The sequence below is a fragment of the Bifidobacterium asteroides genome, from assembly GCF_030758775.1.
GTDB lineage: Bacteria > Actinomycetota > Actinomycetes > Actinomycetales > Bifidobacteriaceae > Bombiscardovia > Bombiscardovia kimbladii.
Genome location: NZ_CP132384.1, coordinates 1,372,741 through 1,389,005 on the forward strand (window position 1 = coordinate 1,372,741; position 16,265 = coordinate 1,389,005).

Here is a 16,265-nt window from a genome sequence, read left to right on the forward strand (position 1 = left end):
GCCGGTGGAAGAATTCAGCTGCAGCGGGCCCCGTCTTCCAAGCGAGCGCCACGGGCCCAGTCCATGGCCTTCATGGCGCGCTTGCCGGCAGCCTTGACCATCTGCAGCTCCAGGGGCAGGGTCTTGGTGCCCACCCAGAGGTGGCGACGGTCCATGGCCAGCCGACCCGGTTCCAGGTGCCCCGGAAGACCTGGCTCATCCCCTCGGGCCGGTGCCGCCCTGAGCACGGTCAGTCCTGTCTGCTCGTCCTGCGGGTCATCGCCCCGCCGGTACAGACACCAGGCTCCCGGTTCCGGGCTGCAGGCCCGAACCTGCCGATCCAGGGCAAAGACGGGCACATCGAAACGCATGTGGGCATCCTGATGGGTGATTTTGGCGGCCACCTGATAGGCGCCCCGCGTCTGCTCCTTGGGTTGAATCCGACCCTCCGCAAGGGCCTCCAGGCTGGAAGCCAGCAGGTGGGATCCGTCCTCGGCCAGGCGATCCAGCAGCTCGCCCGATGTCTCGTGCGGCCCGATTTCCACCGTTGACTGGGCCAGGACGGGCCCCTCATCCATGCCGGCCGTCAGCCTGAAGACCGTGGCGCCAGTGATGGTATCCCCGGCCCAGATGGCCCGTTGGACCGGAGCTGCCCCCCGCCACTGCGGCAGCAGGGAAAAGTGCAGGTTGTACCATCCACCATCAAAGGCGTCCAGGACCGGCTGACGCAGGATCCGTCCGTAGGCCACGACGGCCGCACAGCTGGCGCCTGTATCCTGCAGCCGCGCCGGAAAATCCGGATCGGATGGATTGTTCTCAAGAACGGGGATCCCCAGCCTGAGGGCCTCGGCCTTGACCGGACTGGGATGCAGATGCCTTCCACGCCCCTGGGGGGCGTCGGGTCTGGTGAGCACGGCAGCAACCCGGAAATGCTCCTGATCGGCCGCCAGCAGTCTCAGCGATGGCAAGGCGACCTGGGGTGTGCCTGCAAACAGCAATGTCATGGCCATATCGGCAATCTCCTTTTCATCTGACGGCTTCGGACCTCTGCACGTTCACTGCACCTGAGGAATGTTCACCCCGGCCTCGATCAGGGCGGTGCGCAGCCCGTAGGGGTCGCTGAATCGCAGGCTGCGGATGCCGGCCTTGTTGGCGCCGACTACATTCATACCCTTGTCATCCACGAAGAGGGTCCTGCCAGCCTGGATTCCGAACCGATCCAGGGCGTACCGGTAGATGGCCGGGTCAGGCTTGCGCATGTGGATGGGCCCGGAGACCACCACCCCGTCCAGCCTATGCAGGAAGGAGTCGCCGTCCCAGGCGTGATGGAAGAGCTCGGCACCCCAGTTGGTCAACCCCCAGACACCCAGGCCTGCCGCCTTCAGATCCTCCACCAGCATGCGGGCACCAGGCACCGGGCCGGCCAGCGAATCGACGAAGTGGTCACAGTAGTAGGCGAACATGGCATCCCAGGGGGATCCGCAGTTGGCGGCCACCCAGTCACGGGCCTGGGCGCAGGTGGCTCCGCCGTCCATCATGTCGTTGGCCCGGTAAAAGCCGGAACGGCTGTCATCCAGCATGGATTCGATGCTCTTGCGCCCGTACCGGGCCACCATGGCCATCTCGGGCTGCCAACGAATCAGGACGTTGCCGAAGTCGAAGATGACCTGTTCAATGGGCTGACCCTGGCACTGAGCTGCTTCCTGCTCAGACTGGATCACATCTGCTTCAATCTGGACTTCGCCCGGCCAGCCCTTCATGGCTCTCCGCCTTTCCCGAATTCGTTCATCTGCGCCTCTGCCTGCGCCCCCTCATGAAACCACGCCGCATAGACCCTGCAGATATTTGCTTGGAGCGACAATCAGGTCAGATCCTTGGGATCCATCCGGAAGCGCAACTCCCCTCGCCCGCGGCCGGCCACGTACCTGGCCTGAGCCTGCTTGAGATCGTCAGCCAGCTTATCCCTGGAGCTGATGGGTACCCGAACCAGAGCTTGGACCCTATCCTGGGTTCCCTCCAAATAGCCGGCTTTCAGTGTGGATGGCGCCGGTATGGGCACAGGCCCAAGCAGGGCAGGAACAGACTCAGGACCGGCATCGGTTACTGCCTCCTGACCCGGTGCAATCCCGACGGCGTCCAGCATCGAGACGACGGCCTCCCTTTCACCCCATATTGCAGCCATACCGACCGCAGGGGGCATGGCCGTCAGCCGACGATCCTGCAGATCGGCAGCGGCCAGTACCGGCCCCTGCCAGGTCATCAGCGCCTGGGCCAGCTGGGGATCGCATTCCCCCAGCAGGAGCACCTGACCTCCCTGGGCCCGGGAGCGGCAGAAGGAGGCCACGCGCATCCAGGCTCCCAGGGTGTCCATACGCGCATCGACGCCAGGGGCATACAGGCTGGTCCAGGCGTCCAGAATGGCCACGGCCCGGTATCCCCGTGACAGCCGGGGCAGATCCGAATCGCCAGTGTCCTTATTGCTGCCATCCATGCTCGAGGCGACCACTCTGGGCTCGGCGCCTGGTGTGGCGATGACCAGACTGGGGCGATCCTGTACACGCTCGACCACCCCGCGAGGCTGGCTGGGCGAAGAGATGACGATGGGCACATTCCTGAAGAGCATGCGCAGCTCCTGGGCCGTCCCAGCGGCGCCTACCCTGACCACCCGAAGCCGTGAACCCCCGCAATCCGGACAGAACCAGTCCGTAGCCGCTGCCCCGCACCAGGCGCATCGGGGCGCACCAGGCCGCCGTGCCCGCAGGGGCCCAGTGCAGCGGGGGCAACGAGCCTGATGATGACAGCGAGCGCAACTCAGGCTTTCGAAGATGCCGTCCTGCGGTATGGACAGCAGAACCGGACCACGCTCCAAGGCCTTGTTGATAACGGCGACTGCGGTATGGGGAACCCGGGCGCCGATGGTCGGGTCGGCCAGATGGCTCAGCTCCTCCCGGTTCAGCCAGCGGATCCAAGGCAGCAGAGTGGTCACCACAGGCCGGTCAAGCGTCAGGGCAGTGCCTGGACCGGTCACGCCAGAGTCCGCTTCGGTGGCCTCGGGCAGACTCTCCCAGTGGGAACGCACACTTCTGGCACGGGCCATGGCCAGGAAGACGCCGCCGTGGGCACGCGCCCGCAGCCTCAGCACTCCGCGGGCGTTGGCGTAGGGCATCATCCCATCGGCGTACTGGTAGCTGGCATCGTCCATCAGAGCGAAGAGGGCAGGACCCTCCACCGGGGCGTACATGGCAGCCCGCAGCCCGATGGCGCAGCGGACTTGACCGGAGGCCAGCGCAAGGTAGGCCCTGTAGCGCTCGGCAGGAGCCATGCCGCTGTCCAGAATGGCGAAATCACCAGACCAGCCGTGAGCCTCCTGTTGACCAGGACCGGCGGCGACAGATGGGCCGAAGGGGCGCAACCCCAGCTGCTGAAGGACTGCGGACAGGTGGGTCACCTGACGGGTGCCCGGCAACACCATAACCGCCGACCGGCCGGCCAGCAGGGCGCCTATCAGCACCCTGGCAGCCAGCAGGGCGGCCTGGTCCATGCCGGGCAGAATGTCGGTCAAAAAGGAGCCGAAGTCATCATCTTCCAGGGAGTTATCCAGTTTCTCCAACCCCCGATAGCCCGGATCAAGCCTCTGTTTCAGATCCTTCTGCCGCTGGGCCAGCCCGGCCACCCAGGCGGGGTCGGACGCCAATCGAGGCTGACCGGGAACCAGCTGCTGCTCCTTGTCGATACGGGCCACGCGAGGGGGCAGGGCCAGCCGCAGAATGTTGGCCTCAGTGCCCCCATAGGCTCTGGCAATGGCAGTGATATCCGCGCGCAGGGAAGATGAGATCAGGCTGCGATCCAGCACCACCCGTTCCAGGTAGCGCAAGGAGGCGCGGGGAACCTGGCTGTCTGCCACGCGTTCCCAGATGATGCCGTTGACCCTGCGCGCCCCAAACCGGACGCGAACCAGACATCCCGGCTGTGCATGTTCGTCCTGGTCGGCATCCACCAGATAATCGAAGGTCCCACCCAGGTGAGTGGCCTGCACGTCCAGCACCACCCGTGCCACAGGGAGTTCATCGGCCGGTCTGCGGGGAGGTTTCTTTCGACTGCTGCTCGAACGACGGCGCGGAGCAAGACCTTCCAGGGCGGGCTGACTGACGTCCTGCGAATCCATGGCTCCTCCCCTCGCTTTCACAATTAAGAGAGCCACGGCGGATTCCCCAGTCGATGACCCGGGAATCCGCCGTGGCTCTTGATGAACAGCTGCTACCTGGTCATGCCGATGGCGGCCTTGAGCTCGCCCACCTTGTCCACCTGCTCCCAGGTGAAGTCGGGATCCTCCCGGCCGAAGTGCCCATAGGCTGCAGTCTTGGCGTAAATGGGCCTCAACAGGTCCAGCTCATCGATGATGGCAGCAGGCCGCAGGTCGAAGACCTCGCGCACAGCCTCTTGGATCTGCTCCCGGCTGACCCCCTGCTCGGTGCCGTAGGTCTCCACGTTGACGCTGACCGGTTCGGCCACGCCAATGGCATAGGCCACCTGGACCTCGACCTTGTGCGCCAGTCCAGCGGCCACGATGTTCTTGGCTACCCAACGCGCGGCGTAGGCGGCGGACCGGTCGACCTTGCTGGGATCCTTGCCGGAGAAGGCGCCGCCTCCATGATGGGCCGCACCTCCGTAGGTGTCCACGATGATCTTGCGCCCGGTCAGTCCTGCGTCAGCCGCAGGGCCGCCCAGAACAAAGGAGCCGGTCGGATTGACCAGCACCCGGTAGCCCTGGTGCTCGACGGCCTGGCCGCAGACGCGATCCAGCACAGGCGTGATGACGTGCTCCATCAACTGCTCCTGCAGCCAGTCATGCCCCACCTCGGGATCGTGCTGGGTGGAGATGAGGACCGTGTCCACCCGGCGGGGCCGGTCATCCTGATCGTATTCGATGGTGACCTGGGTCTTGCCGTCGGGGCGCAGGTGGGGGATGATCCCCTCCTTGCGGACCTGTGCCAGCCGGAAGGCCAGCTGGTGGGCCAGATAGATGGGCAGGGGCATGAGCGTGTCGGTCTCATCGCAGGCGTACCCGAACATGACTCCCTGGTCGCCGGCCCCCTGGGACTGGTAACGCTCCTCGCGGGTGGCGGCGCTCTCCTGGCTGGCCGACAGCCGTTCCACGCCCTGGTTGATCTCCTTGCTCTGCTCGCTCAGAGCCACGGTCACGCCGCAGGAATCCGCATCCAGCCCGATTTCGGATGAGGTGTAGCCGATCCTGCGCAGCACCGACCGGACCTGTGACTGAATGTCCGTGTAGCCCTGGGACGAGACCTCTCCGAAGACGAAGAAGAGGCCAGTGGCCGCCGAGGTCTCCACAGCCACATGGGAGTGCGGATCCTGGGCGATCAGATCGTCCAGAATGGCATCGGAAATCTGGTCGCAGACCTTGTCTGGATGGCCCTCGGTCACTGATTCAGCCGAAATCAGCCGTCGCTCTGTCATTTCATTCACCTTTGTCTAGAAACCGTCACCGTCCGAGGACCCTGCACTGAGAGTCGAAAGCTCAGTTGCCTTCGCTCAGATCGTCCTCGCCCAGGGTCTCTTCAAGCAGGCCCTCGTTGATCTCCCGGAAGGCGATGGACAGGGGCTTCTCCTGGTTCTGGTACTCAACCAGCGGGCCGACGTTCTGCAACAGGCCCTCATTGAGCTGTGTGAAATAGGAATTGATCTGGCGGGCCCTCTTGGCCGCGAAGATAGAGAGCGCATACTTCGAATCGGCGTGCTTCATGAGGTCGTCAATAGGAGGATTCGCAAATCCCTGCGGATGGGGCTCGGTACCGAATGCCATAAGATGTTTCTCCAATTCAACTGGATGAACCATTCATTCAATCTGAATGATTTTACCGCCCGGGCTCGATTTTAGCCTCGCAGGCTTCTCTGCCGGAAAAAGCGGGGCGAAAAGGCCGAAAATTCCAGCATGTGGTCATGTTCAAACCGCTGATGCCCACGTTCACTTGAATAAAACTATGCAGATGCGATCAGCCAAATTGATGAAGGAACGAGAGTTCGCGGGCGCCCGTGCTCTCTATCGTGCCGCTGGCGTCAAGGGTGAGGACTTCGGCAAGCCCATCGTGGCCATCGCCAATTCCTTCTCCGAGTTCGTGCCCGGCCACGTCCACCTGAACAAGGTGGGGCGCCTAGTCTCCAAGGCCGTCAAGGAAGCGGGCGGCATCCCCCGCGAGTTCAACACCATAGCCGTGGACGACGGCATCGCCATGGGCCATACAGGCATGCTTTACTCTCTGCCCAGCCGTGACCTGATTGCAGACGCTGTGGAGTACTCGGTCAACGCCCACTGCGCCGATGCCCTGATCTGCATTTCCAACTGCGACAAGATCACCCCCGGCATGCTCATGGCCGCTCTGCGTCTGAACATTCCCACGGTCTTCGTCTCCGGCGGCCCCATGGAGGCTGGACGTACGGTCATGCCCGACGGGACAGTCCAGGAGAGCACGGATCTGATCGACGTCATGTACGCTTCAGCGGATGACAGCATCGACGATGCGGGTCTGCTGGCCCTGGAGAAAACGGTCTGCCCCACCTGCGGTTCCTGCGCCGGCATGTTCACCGCCAACTCCATGAACTGCCTGACCGAGGCCATGGGTCTGGCCCTGCCCGGCAACGGCACCACCTTGGCCTCGCACACAGCCCGGAAGATGCTCTTCGAGCGGGCCGGCAAGCTGGTCGTCGAGATCGCCAACCGGTACTACCAGGATGACGACGACTCAGTCCTGCCGCGTTCCATCGCCACCAAGAAGGCCTTCCGAAAACGCCATGACCATGGATGTGGCCATGGGCGGATCAACCAACACCGTCCTGCACATCCTGGCCGCTGCACAGTCGGCGGATGTGGACTTCACCCTGGACGACATCGAGCGCATCTCCCACACAGTCCCCTGCATCTGCAAGGCCTCCCCCTCCGGAGACTGGGAGATATCCGACGTCCACCGTGCAGGCGGCATCTGCGGCATCCTGGGCGAGCTGGACCGTGGCGGAGTGCTGCACAAGGACACGCATTCCATCGACTACCCGGATCTGGAGTCCAAGCTCAACGACTGGGACATCATGCGTCCCACCTGCCTGGACCAGGCCAAGGAACTCTACCATGCAGCGCCCGGGCACATCACCTCCCCCGAGCCTTTCAACCAGTCCAAGGAATGGAAGGATCTGGACACCGACCGCGTCAACGGTGCCATCCATGACCTGGATCACCCGGCCGTCTCCGAAGGTGGCCTGGCCATACTGCGCGGCAATCTGGCCCCCGATGGCTGCGTGGTCAAGACCGCCGGCGTGCCCAAGGAAATCTGGAACTTCCGCGGACCGGCCCTGGTGGTCGAATCGCAGGAACAGGCCGTGGAGGTCATTCTCAATGGCACCCTGCACAAGGGTCAGGCCCTGGTCATCCGTTACGAGGGACCCAAGGGCGGCCCGGGCATGCAAGAGATGCTCTACCCCACCTCATTCGTCAAGGGCAAGGGCATCGGCAAGGACGTGGCCCTGCTGACCGACGGCCGCTACTCCGGCGGCTCATCAGGTCTGGCCATCGGCCATATCGCTCCTGAAGCAGCCAACAAGGGCCCCATCGCCCTGATCCGCAACGGCGACATGATCCGCATTGATATCCCCAACCGGCGTGTAGACGTCGAGCTGAGCGATGAGGAACTCGCCCAGCGCCGCGCTGAACTGGAGGCCGGCGAGGGCTATGTGGCCCACAGGGACCGCAAGGTCTCCCTGGCACTGAAGGCCTACGCTGCTTTCGCCCGCTCAGCAGACAAGGGCGCCACCCGCGACCCCGACCTGATCAACCGACTGTCGGGGCTGGACTGACAGACAAAAATCCCCCAATCGGGCTCTCACTCGATTGGGGGATTTTTTTGAATCTTCTGGAGTAAAGGGCAGGTGCTCAGAGACCGTATTCCTTGGCGATTACCGACCAGAGCGCCTGAGCGGCTTTATCCACACTGTCGTTGACTATGACCTGATCGAACTGATCCTCTGAGGCCAGCTCCACCTTGGCGGTCTCCAGCCTTCGGGCTCGCTGCTCCTCATTCTCGGTTCCCCGCATGTTCAGCCTGGTGACCAGGTCCTGGAATGACGGCGGCGCCAGGAAGACGTAAAACACTTCCAGCCCCAGCTCTCCCGCCCGTTGGCGGACACGATGCGCCCCCTGCAGGTCGATCTCCAGAATGGTGGGCACCCCTGCTGCCAGATGATCCAGGACCGGCTGCAGCGGGGTGCCATAGTGGGACATGCCATGGACCAGGGCGGTCTCCAGAAAATCTCCGGCTGCCTCCCTGCGGGCAAACTCCTGCTCGTCCATGAACCAGTAGGTGATGCCGTTCTTTTCGCCCGGACGCGGAGCGCGGGTGGTGGCCGAGACGGAGACCCAGACCTCCGGATGGGCATGACGCAGGGCCGCCTCCACAGTGCCCTTGCCAACTGCCGTGGGACCCGTCAACACAATCAACCGGCCGCCCGTCTCCCCCGGCCCCCCGGTCTGTGCTCCCGAAGAGTCCTGACTCGACATGTCGGCACCGTTGATCGCTGACACGGCCACTTCCTTTCCTTAAAGGTCATCCTCCGGCCTAGCTGGACCGGAACATGGGTCAATCATATAGCGAGCACCTACCTGGCCTTCTCCAGCTCCAGCAACCGGGCCGCGTGCTCCTGTATGCTCATGACCTCGTAGTCGTCCTTTTTGACCACATCAATGGCCATCAGAGCGGCTGAGAATTCGGTGATGGTAGTGAACTGCGGCAGATCGGCGGCAATGGCGGCAACTCGGATCAGATAGCCGTCGGAGCGCGAACCCCTTGAGCTAGGCGTGTTGAGGATCATGTCAATGGCCCCATCCTCAATCAACTGGACAGGATTCCGGCCCATATGCCTTACTCCGTCGGCATCTGTGAAGGCCTGACCCGGCTCTTCAGCATCGCTGATCTTGTCGACAACGGCCACATCAAAACCGTAGCGACGCAGGACAGAGGCCGTGCCACGGGTGGCGCAGATGCTGAAGCCCTGCTCCAGCAGACGCGCTGCCAGCATGGGCAGCTGCCGCTTGTCCGCGTCATTGACCGACAGGAAGACGACCCCGCTGGTGGGCAGACCTCCTTGGTAGGCGGCCAGCTGGCTCTTGGCGAAGGCGTGGGGGAAGTCCCGATCGAAGCCCATGACCTCTCCTGTGGAACGCATCTCCGGGCCCAGCAGAATGTCCACGGTACGACCCACTGGAGTGCGGAAGCGCTTGAAGGGCAGGACGGACTCCTTGACCGCCACAGGCTGGCCGACACGGACCATGCCGCCGTCGCCGACAGGCAGGAGCAGGCCGTTGGCTCGTTGCTGTGCGATGGACTCCCCCACCATGATCCGCGCCGCGGCCTTGGCCAGCGCCGTACCCGTGGCCTTGGAGGCGAAGGGGACGGTCCGGGATGCGCGGGGGTTGGCCTCGATCACATAGAGGGTGTTGGCCATGAAGGCATACTGAACATTGATCAGCCCCCTGACCCCGCATCCTTGGGCTATTGCCAGGGTTGCCTGCCGCAGCCGGTTGATCTGGTCGTCGGAGAGAGTCGAGGGCGGCAGGGTGCAGGCGGCATCACCGGAGTGGACTCCGGCCTCTTCCACATGCTCCATGATCCCGCCGATGTAGAGCTCCTGCCCGTCATAGAGGGCATCCACATCGATCTCGATGGCGTCCTGAAGGAACTTGTCAATCAACAGGGGCGAGGGCAGACGGCCAGAGACCACCGTATCGGCCTTGGCCTCCTCCAGGGCGCGATCCACGTAGGTGCCCAGCTGCTGGTCGTCATAGACGATCTCCATGCCTCGTCCACCCAGCACGTAGGAGGGCCTGACCAGAACCGGGTAGCCAATGGCATGTGCCGCATCTCTGGCCTCATCCAGGGAAAGAGCAGTGCCGTACCGGGGGGCGTTCAAATGCTCCTTGCTGAGCACCTGGCCGAAGAGTTCGCGGTTCTCGGCCAGGTCGATGGACTCGGGACTGGTTCCCAGAATGGGCACCCCGGCCGCCTTGAGCCTGGCAGCCAGAGAGAGGGGTGTCTGACCGCCCAGCTGGACGATGACCCCTTTGACCGGTCCCATGGCCTTCTCAGCCCGGTAGATCTCCAGAACGTCCTCGAAAGTCAGCGGCTCGAAATAGAGCCTGTCCGACATGTCATAGTCGGTGGAGACCGTCTCGGGATTGCAGTTGACCATGATGGTGTCATAGTCCTTGCCCAGCTCCTGGACGGCGTGCACGCAGGTGTAGTCAAACTCCACCCCTTGGCCTATCCGGTTGGGCCCCGAGCCCAGGATGATGACTGCCTCGCGTTTGCGGGGGCGCAGCTCGGACTCGTCGGCATAGCAGGAGTAGTAGTAGGGCGTGACGGCATCGAACTCGGCTGCGCAGGTGTCCACAGTCTTGTAGACAGGATGAAGACCGAAGGCCCAGCGAAGCTCCCTGACGACTGCCTCGCCCTGGTCGCCCATGCCGCGCAGGTGGGCGATCTGCAGGTCGCTCAGTCCCGATTGCTTGGCCCGGCGCAGCAGGTCCTCGTCCAGAACCTCGGCCTGGCGCACCTGAAGGGCCAGCTCGTTGATCATGCTGATCTGCTCCAGGAACCAGGGGTCGATCCTGGTGGCCTGGTGGACCTGCTCTACGGTGGCCCCTCCCCAGAAGGCCCGCTGAATCTGCAAATAGCGGTGCTCGGTGGGAGTGTGCATGGCCTCCAGCAGCCGGTCGGTCTCGGCCTGGTCGGGCCGGGGACCATCCCAGGAAAAGGTCATGTGGCGCTTGTCGATGGAGCGCATGGCCTTGCCCAGGGACTCGCGGAAATTACCGGCCAGGGCCATGGCCTCGCCCACGGACTTCATCGAGGTGGTCAGGGTCGTGTCCGCCCCGGGGAACTTCTCGAAGGTGAAGCGCGGGATCTTGGTGACCACGTAGTCGATGGTCGGCTCGAAGGAGGCAGGCGTTGAGCGGGTGATGTCGTTCTCGATCTCATCCAAGGTGTACCCAAGGGCCAGCTTGACCGCAATCTTGGCGATGGGGAAGCCGGTGGCCTTGGAAGCCAGAGCAGAAGACCGTGAAACACGCGGATTCATTTCGATGACGATGATCCGGCCGTTCTTGGGGTTGACGGCGAACTGGATGTTGCAGCCGCCAGTGTCCACCCCCACGCCGCGGATGATGGCGATGCCGATGTCACGCATCCGCTGATACTCCCGGTCGGTCAGAGTGAAGACCGGGGCCACAGTGATGGAGTCGCCGGTGTGCACGCCGACCGGATCCACATTCTCGATGGGGCAGACCACAACCACATTGTCCAAGCGGTCGCGCATGAGCTCCAGCTCATACTCCTTCCACCCCTCGATGCCCTCCTCCAGAAGTATCTCATCGGTGGGCGAATAGTGGATTCCTGCACCGGCGATCCGCCTCAGCTCCTCGCGATCATGGGCGATTCCAGAGCCCAGGCCGCCCATGGTAAAGGAAGGACGAACAACCAGAGGGTAGCCCAGTTCGGCAGCTACTGCCTCGGCCTCATCCAGACTGTGGGCGATGCGGGACCTGGCCGACTCGGCGCCGGCCTGGTCCACCACCTGCTTGAAGAGCTCGCGGTCCTCTCCCCTGTCGATGGCCTCCAGCGAAGCGCCGATCAGCTCAACCCCATAGCGCTCCAGCACGCCAGCCTTGCCCAGCTCCACGGCAGCGTTTAGAGCGGTCTGGCCGCCCAGGGTGGGCAGCAGCGCATCAGGCCGCTCCTTGGCGATGATCCGCTCCAGGAAGGGCAGGGCAATGGGCTCGATGTAGGTGGCATCGGCCATCTCGGGGTCCGTCATGATGGTGGCGGGATTGGAATTGACCAGGATGACACGAATCCCCTCTTCGCGCAGCACCCGGCAGGCCTGGGTCCCCGAATAGTCGAACTCGGCCGCTTGCCCGATGACGATGGGCCCCGAGCCGATAACCATGACTGAATGGATGTCCTGCCGCTTAGGCATGTGCCTTCCCTTCCCTGGCGTCCTGCATCAAAGTGACGAACCTGTCAAACAGATAGGAGGCATCGTGCGGACCAGCCGCCGCCTCCGGATGGTACTGAACGGAAAAGGCCGGAATGTCCAGACACTCCAGACCCTCGACCACGCCGTCGTTGAGATCGACATGAGACACCCGGACACGGCCATATCGGCCTTCACCATACGGTGAGGGCACTGGGTCTCCCTTGGGTGCCTTGACTGCGAATCCGTGATTATGGGCGGTGATCTCAACCTTGCCAGTGCTGAGATCCATGACCGGCTGATTGATGCCGCGATGACCGAATTTCAGCTTATAGGTCTCGAAGCCCAGGGCACGGCCCAGAAGCTGGTTGCCCAGGCAGATGCCGAAGAATGGCAGTCCGGCATCCAAAACTTGCCTGAGGAGCGACACCTCCTCGTCTGCGGTCGATGGGTCGCCTGGACCGTTGGAGAAGAAAACCCCGTCAGGCCGCAGGGCCTTTATCTGCTCGATGGTGGTGTCAACGGGAAGTACGTGGACCCTGCACCCGCGCTCAGCCAGCCTGTGAGGGGTCATGGACTTGATTCCCAAATCCACCGCCGCCACCGTGCAGACAGGCTCTTTCGCCTGACGGTCTCCGACTGGTTCGACGATATAGGACCTGTGCGTGCTGACCTCGCCGGTCAGATGGGACCCGCTCATCTTGGGGGCCGAACGGACCTGGTCAAGGAGTTCCTGCATGGTCCTGGGCCTGCCGCCGTCATTGAGCATTGGGTCCGGGCCTGAAAAAATACCGGCCCGCATGACACCTGCAGAACGCAAGTGTCGCACGAGCCGGCGGGTGTCTATGTGACTGATACCGACGATGCCCTGATCGACCAGCTGGTCATGGAGACTGCCCCGGGCCCGCCAGTTACTGACGTTGGGGCTGGGTTCCCGGACTACATACCCTGCCACCCAGATTCTGTCTGACTCCCCGTCCTGGTCATTGACGCCGGTATTACCGATGTGGGGGAAGGTCTGCACAACGATCTGCCGAGCATAGCTGGGATCCGTCAGGGTTTCTTGATACCCAGTCATTCCGGTCGAGAAAACAATTTCACCTATGGTAGTGCCCACCGCTCCGAAGGCTCTCCCCACATACACTTCCCCATCCTCAAGGATGAGCAAGGCACGATTGGAGAAACGGCTATCGGAGGTGATGGTGTTGGTGTCTTTCAGGTTCACCGAACCCCCTTGATTACCGCGGATATTCGCACCCATATTAATGACCCCCATGGATTATGCCGGCAGACCCAGCCAAAAAATGGTTGGTCAAATCTTGCAGGATAGACCGCTGGTCAACCAGTCTGAACATGGCAAAAGGCCGACCTGATGCCCTGATAGTTAGCGGGCATCGGTCGGCCTTCATCCGAATCATTGCTCAGTTGCCTGAAGGACGATCCGCATCGGAGGTCAGTTCCTCCGGCAGGGTCGGTTTCAGCTGGTCCAAGCTGGGGGCCGACTGATTGACAGTAAGGTCGGGAACCTGATCGGAGTCCCCTCTTTCAGATCCACTCGCTGCCGGTTCCGAATCGCTGTCAGCATGGGCATCCTCGGAGGAAACGGGCTTGGATGCTATGATCTCTGCTTTTGATTTATCGAATTCATCATCCGAAACATCTGTATCGGCCTCGGCTTCAGCCAGGGCAGCGATTCGATCGGCTTGCTCACGACGAGCCTGATGCTCATCCTTCTCCTGCTCCAGGGCGCTGAGAACACCGTGGATGAAGGAGGGAGCATCGGCATCCGAAAGTGTCTTGGCCAAGGACAGGGCCTCATCGATGGCCACCTTGTCAGGAACCTCGGGGTTGTAGAGCATCTCCCAGGCGGCGATACGCAATATGTTGCGGTCGATGGCATGCATGCGGCTCAGCGGCCACCGGGTGGAATGGGTTTGCAAAGCCTCATCGATATCTCGACGGTGCTTTGCCACACCCTCAACGATGGTCACGGCATAGGCGGGTAGAGGTGTCTGCGCCCCCGGCCTAGCCTTGCGCTCCTCCAGCAGGGAGAGGAAATCCTGACTCTTCTCATCGGCCTCATACAGGGTGTTCAAGGCCCGCTTGCGGGCTGTGGAACGTGCCATGGATGTGTGGTTTCCGCCTGACTCAGTTCTCGCGGCCCAGGTAGGAGCCGTCGCGGGTGTCCACCTTGACCTTCTCACCCTCGCCTACGAAGAGGGGGACCTGAATCTCGGCCCCGGTCTCCACAGTAGCAGGCTTGGTGCCGGCATTGGAGCGGTTGCCCTGCACGCCGGGCTCGGTTGCCGTCACGGTCAGCACCACGGATGCAGGCAGTTCAACTGACAGGGGGTTGCCGTCATGGAAGCTGATGATGCAGTCGGTGCCCTCCAGCAGGTAGCGCTCCTGATCGCCGACCAAGGCCTCGGGGATGTTGACCTGCTCGTAGGTGTTCATGTCCATGAACACGAAGGAGTCGCCGTCCCGGTAGGAGTACTGCATGGTCCGGTTGTCGACGGTCTCGAAGTCCATTTTCATGCCCGCGTTGAAAGTGCGGTCCACGATCTTGCCTGAGAGGACGTCCTTGATGGTCGTGCGCACAAAGGCCGGCCCCTTGCCCGGCTTGACGTGCTGGAACTTGATGACGGTCCAAAGCTTGCCGTCCAGGTTGATGACCGATCCGTTCTTGATGTCGTTGGAAGTCTGTGCCACCTTGATACCACCTCATTCTGATGAACGTTCCTTCGGAGGGCTCCTGGCCATCTGCCGAAAGCACCGGGCCACACAGGATCCGGCCCGCTCGCAATAAATCCTCGCCTATTATGCCACGGCGCATGAACACCGCACTCGGCCCAGTGGCGAATCTGGCCGGATATGGGCAGGGCCCGGAATCGCATGATGGATTCCGGGCCCCGTCATTGGATCGCGTCGACAAGCGACAGGCAATCCTACTCGATGATCTTGGTGACTCGACCTGAGCCGACCGTGTGGCCGCCTTCACGAACAGCGAAGGTCAGACCCTCCTCCATGGCGACGGGCTGGATCAGCTCGACGGAGAAGGTGGCGTGATCGCCGGGCTGAACCATCTCCACGCCCTCGGGCAGGGTGATGACGCCGGTGACGTCGGTGGTCCGGAAGTAGAACTGCGGACGGTAGTTGGAGAAGAACGGCGAGTGGCGTCCGCCCTCGTCCTTGGTCAGCACGTAGACTTCGCCCTCGAACTTGTGGTGAGGGGTCACGGTGCCGGGAGCAGCCACGACCTGGCCGCGCTCGACGTCCTCACGGCCGATGCCGCGCAGCAGCAGACCGGTGTTGTCGCCAGCCTCGGCCTCGTCCATCTGCTTGTGGAAGGTCTCGATGGAGGTGACGGTGGTGGACTGGGTGTCGCGCAGGCCGACGATCTCCACGTTGGTGTTCACGGGCAGCTTGCCGCGCTCGACACGGCCGGTCACCACGGTGCCGCGGCCGGAGATGGTGAAGACATCCTCGATGGGCATCAGGAAGGGCTTGTCCAGGTCGTGGACCGGGGTGGGGATGTAGTCGTCGACGGCATCCATGAGGTCCTTGATGGTCTGGACCCACTTGTCGTGGTCAGGGGCATCGTCGTGCAGGGCGCCGTAGGCGGAGGTGCGGATGACGGGGCAGTCGCGGTCGAAGCCGTTCTCGTCCAGCAGATCGCGGACTTCCTCCTCGACCAGCTCGATCAGCTCTTCGTCGTCGACCATGTCGCACTTGTTCAGGGCGACCAGGATCTTCGGCACGCCGACCTGGCGGGCCAGCAGAACGTGCTCGCGGGTCTGGGCCATGGGGCCGTCGGTGGCGGCGACCACCAGGATGGCGCCATCCATCTGAGCAGCGCCGGTGATCATGTTCTTGACGAAGTCGGCGTGCCCGGGGCAGTCCACGTGGGCGTAATGGCGCTTGGCGGTCTGGTACTCGATGTGCGCGATGTTGATGGTGATGCCGCGCTCCTTCTCCTCAGGAGCAGCGTCGATCTGAGCGAAATCGTACTCGGGGTTGACGTCCGGGTACTCCTCATGCAGCACCTTGGAGATGGCCGCGGTCAGGGTGGTCTTGCCGTGATCGACGTGGCCGATGGTGCCAATGTTAACGTGCGGCTTGGTCCGCTCGTACTTTTCCTTTGCCATTGTGTTTTGTCCTCCTGGACGTCTCGTAGGTTGCCTGCGCGAACCACGCACAGAGCACTCGCTACATATTACTGGGTTATCGGGTTCTTTGCCACTTTTGCCCTC

Annotated in this window: 11 protein-coding genes and 1 pseudogene; 1 reads left to right on the forward strand and 11 read right to left on the reverse strand. The window is 62.8% G+C overall.

Annotated features, from left to right (window positions below; all coding sequences use genetic code 11):
* Positions 1-14: 14 nt before the first annotated feature.
* From fmt to rpoZ, 5 genes are all read right to left on the reverse strand, one after another.
* On the reverse strand, positions 15-989 hold the full coding sequence (gene fmt, locus RAM15_RS05380; RefSeq protein WP_306221078.1) for a methionyl-tRNA formyltransferase: 975 nt from the start codon (positions 987-989) through the stop codon (positions 15-17).
* Positions 990-1,034: 45 nt separating this feature from the next.
* A complete protein-coding gene (locus RAM15_RS05385; protein ID WP_306221079.1) occupies positions 1,035-1,739 on the reverse strand; it encodes an HAD family hydrolase in 705 nt (234 codons plus the stop codon).
* A 101-nt stretch (positions 1,740-1,840) separates the two neighbouring features.
* Positions 1,841-4,144, reverse strand: a complete 2,304-nt coding sequence (locus RAM15_RS05390) for a primosomal protein N' (RefSeq protein WP_306221080.1) — start codon at positions 4,142-4,144, stop codon at positions 1,841-1,843.
* 92 nt (positions 4,145-4,236) lie between these two features.
* Positions 4,237-5,457, reverse strand: coding sequence for a methionine adenosyltransferase (gene metK / locus RAM15_RS05395; protein ID WP_045924651.1), 1,221 nt, complete (start codon positions 5,455-5,457; stop codon positions 4,237-4,239).
* 61 nt (positions 5,458-5,518) lie between these two features.
* Positions 5,519-5,803 carry a DNA-directed RNA polymerase subunit omega gene (gene rpoZ, locus RAM15_RS05400; RefSeq protein WP_015022131.1) on the reverse strand — a complete coding sequence of 95 codons (285 nt, stop codon included), beginning with the start codon at positions 5,801-5,803 and terminating at the stop codon, positions 5,519-5,521.
* 178 nt (positions 5,804-5,981) lie between these two features.
* Here rpoZ and ilvD point away from each other — a divergent pair.
* Positions 5,982-7,842 (forward strand): annotated as a pseudogene (ilvD, locus tag RAM15_RS05405) (dihydroxy-acid dehydratase).
* 76 nt (positions 7,843-7,918) lie between these two features.
* Here ilvD and gmk read toward each other — a convergent pair.
* The 6 genes from gmk to tuf form a co-directional block, all read right to left on the reverse strand.
* Positions 7,919-8,542 (reverse strand): guanylate kinase, encoded by a 624-nt coding sequence (gene gmk / locus RAM15_RS05410; RefSeq protein WP_306222257.1) that lies wholly within the window; start codon positions 8,540-8,542, stop codon positions 7,919-7,921.
* Positions 8,543-8,640: 98 nt separating this feature from the next.
* A complete protein-coding gene (gene carB, locus RAM15_RS05415; RefSeq protein ID WP_306221081.1) occupies positions 8,641-12,015 on the reverse strand; it encodes a carbamoyl-phosphate synthase large subunit in 3,375 nt (1,124 codons plus the stop codon).
* Positions 12,008-13,237 (reverse strand): glutamine-hydrolyzing carbamoyl-phosphate synthase small subunit, encoded by a 1,230-nt coding sequence (carA, locus tag RAM15_RS05420; protein ID WP_372338681.1) that lies wholly within the window; start codon positions 13,235-13,237, stop codon positions 12,008-12,010. The genes carB and carA overlap by 8 nt, the downstream gene beginning before the upstream one ends.
* Before the next feature lie 196 nt (positions 13,238-13,433).
* Positions 13,434-14,138: a transcription antitermination factor NusB gene (gene nusB, locus RAM15_RS05425; protein WP_372338646.1), complete on the reverse strand. Its 705-nt coding sequence runs from the start codon at positions 14,136-14,138 to the stop codon at positions 13,434-13,436.
* Between the two features lie 22 nt (positions 14,139-14,160).
* Positions 14,161-14,724, reverse strand: a complete 564-nt coding sequence (gene efp, locus RAM15_RS05430; RefSeq protein ID WP_306221083.1) for an elongation factor P — start codon at positions 14,722-14,724, stop codon at positions 14,161-14,163.
* 236 nt (positions 14,725-14,960) lie between these two features.
* Positions 14,961-16,160, reverse strand: a complete 1,200-nt coding sequence (gene tuf, locus RAM15_RS05435; protein WP_015022138.1) for an elongation factor Tu — start codon at positions 16,158-16,160, stop codon at positions 14,961-14,963.
* Positions 16,161-16,265: the final 105 nt, after the last annotated feature.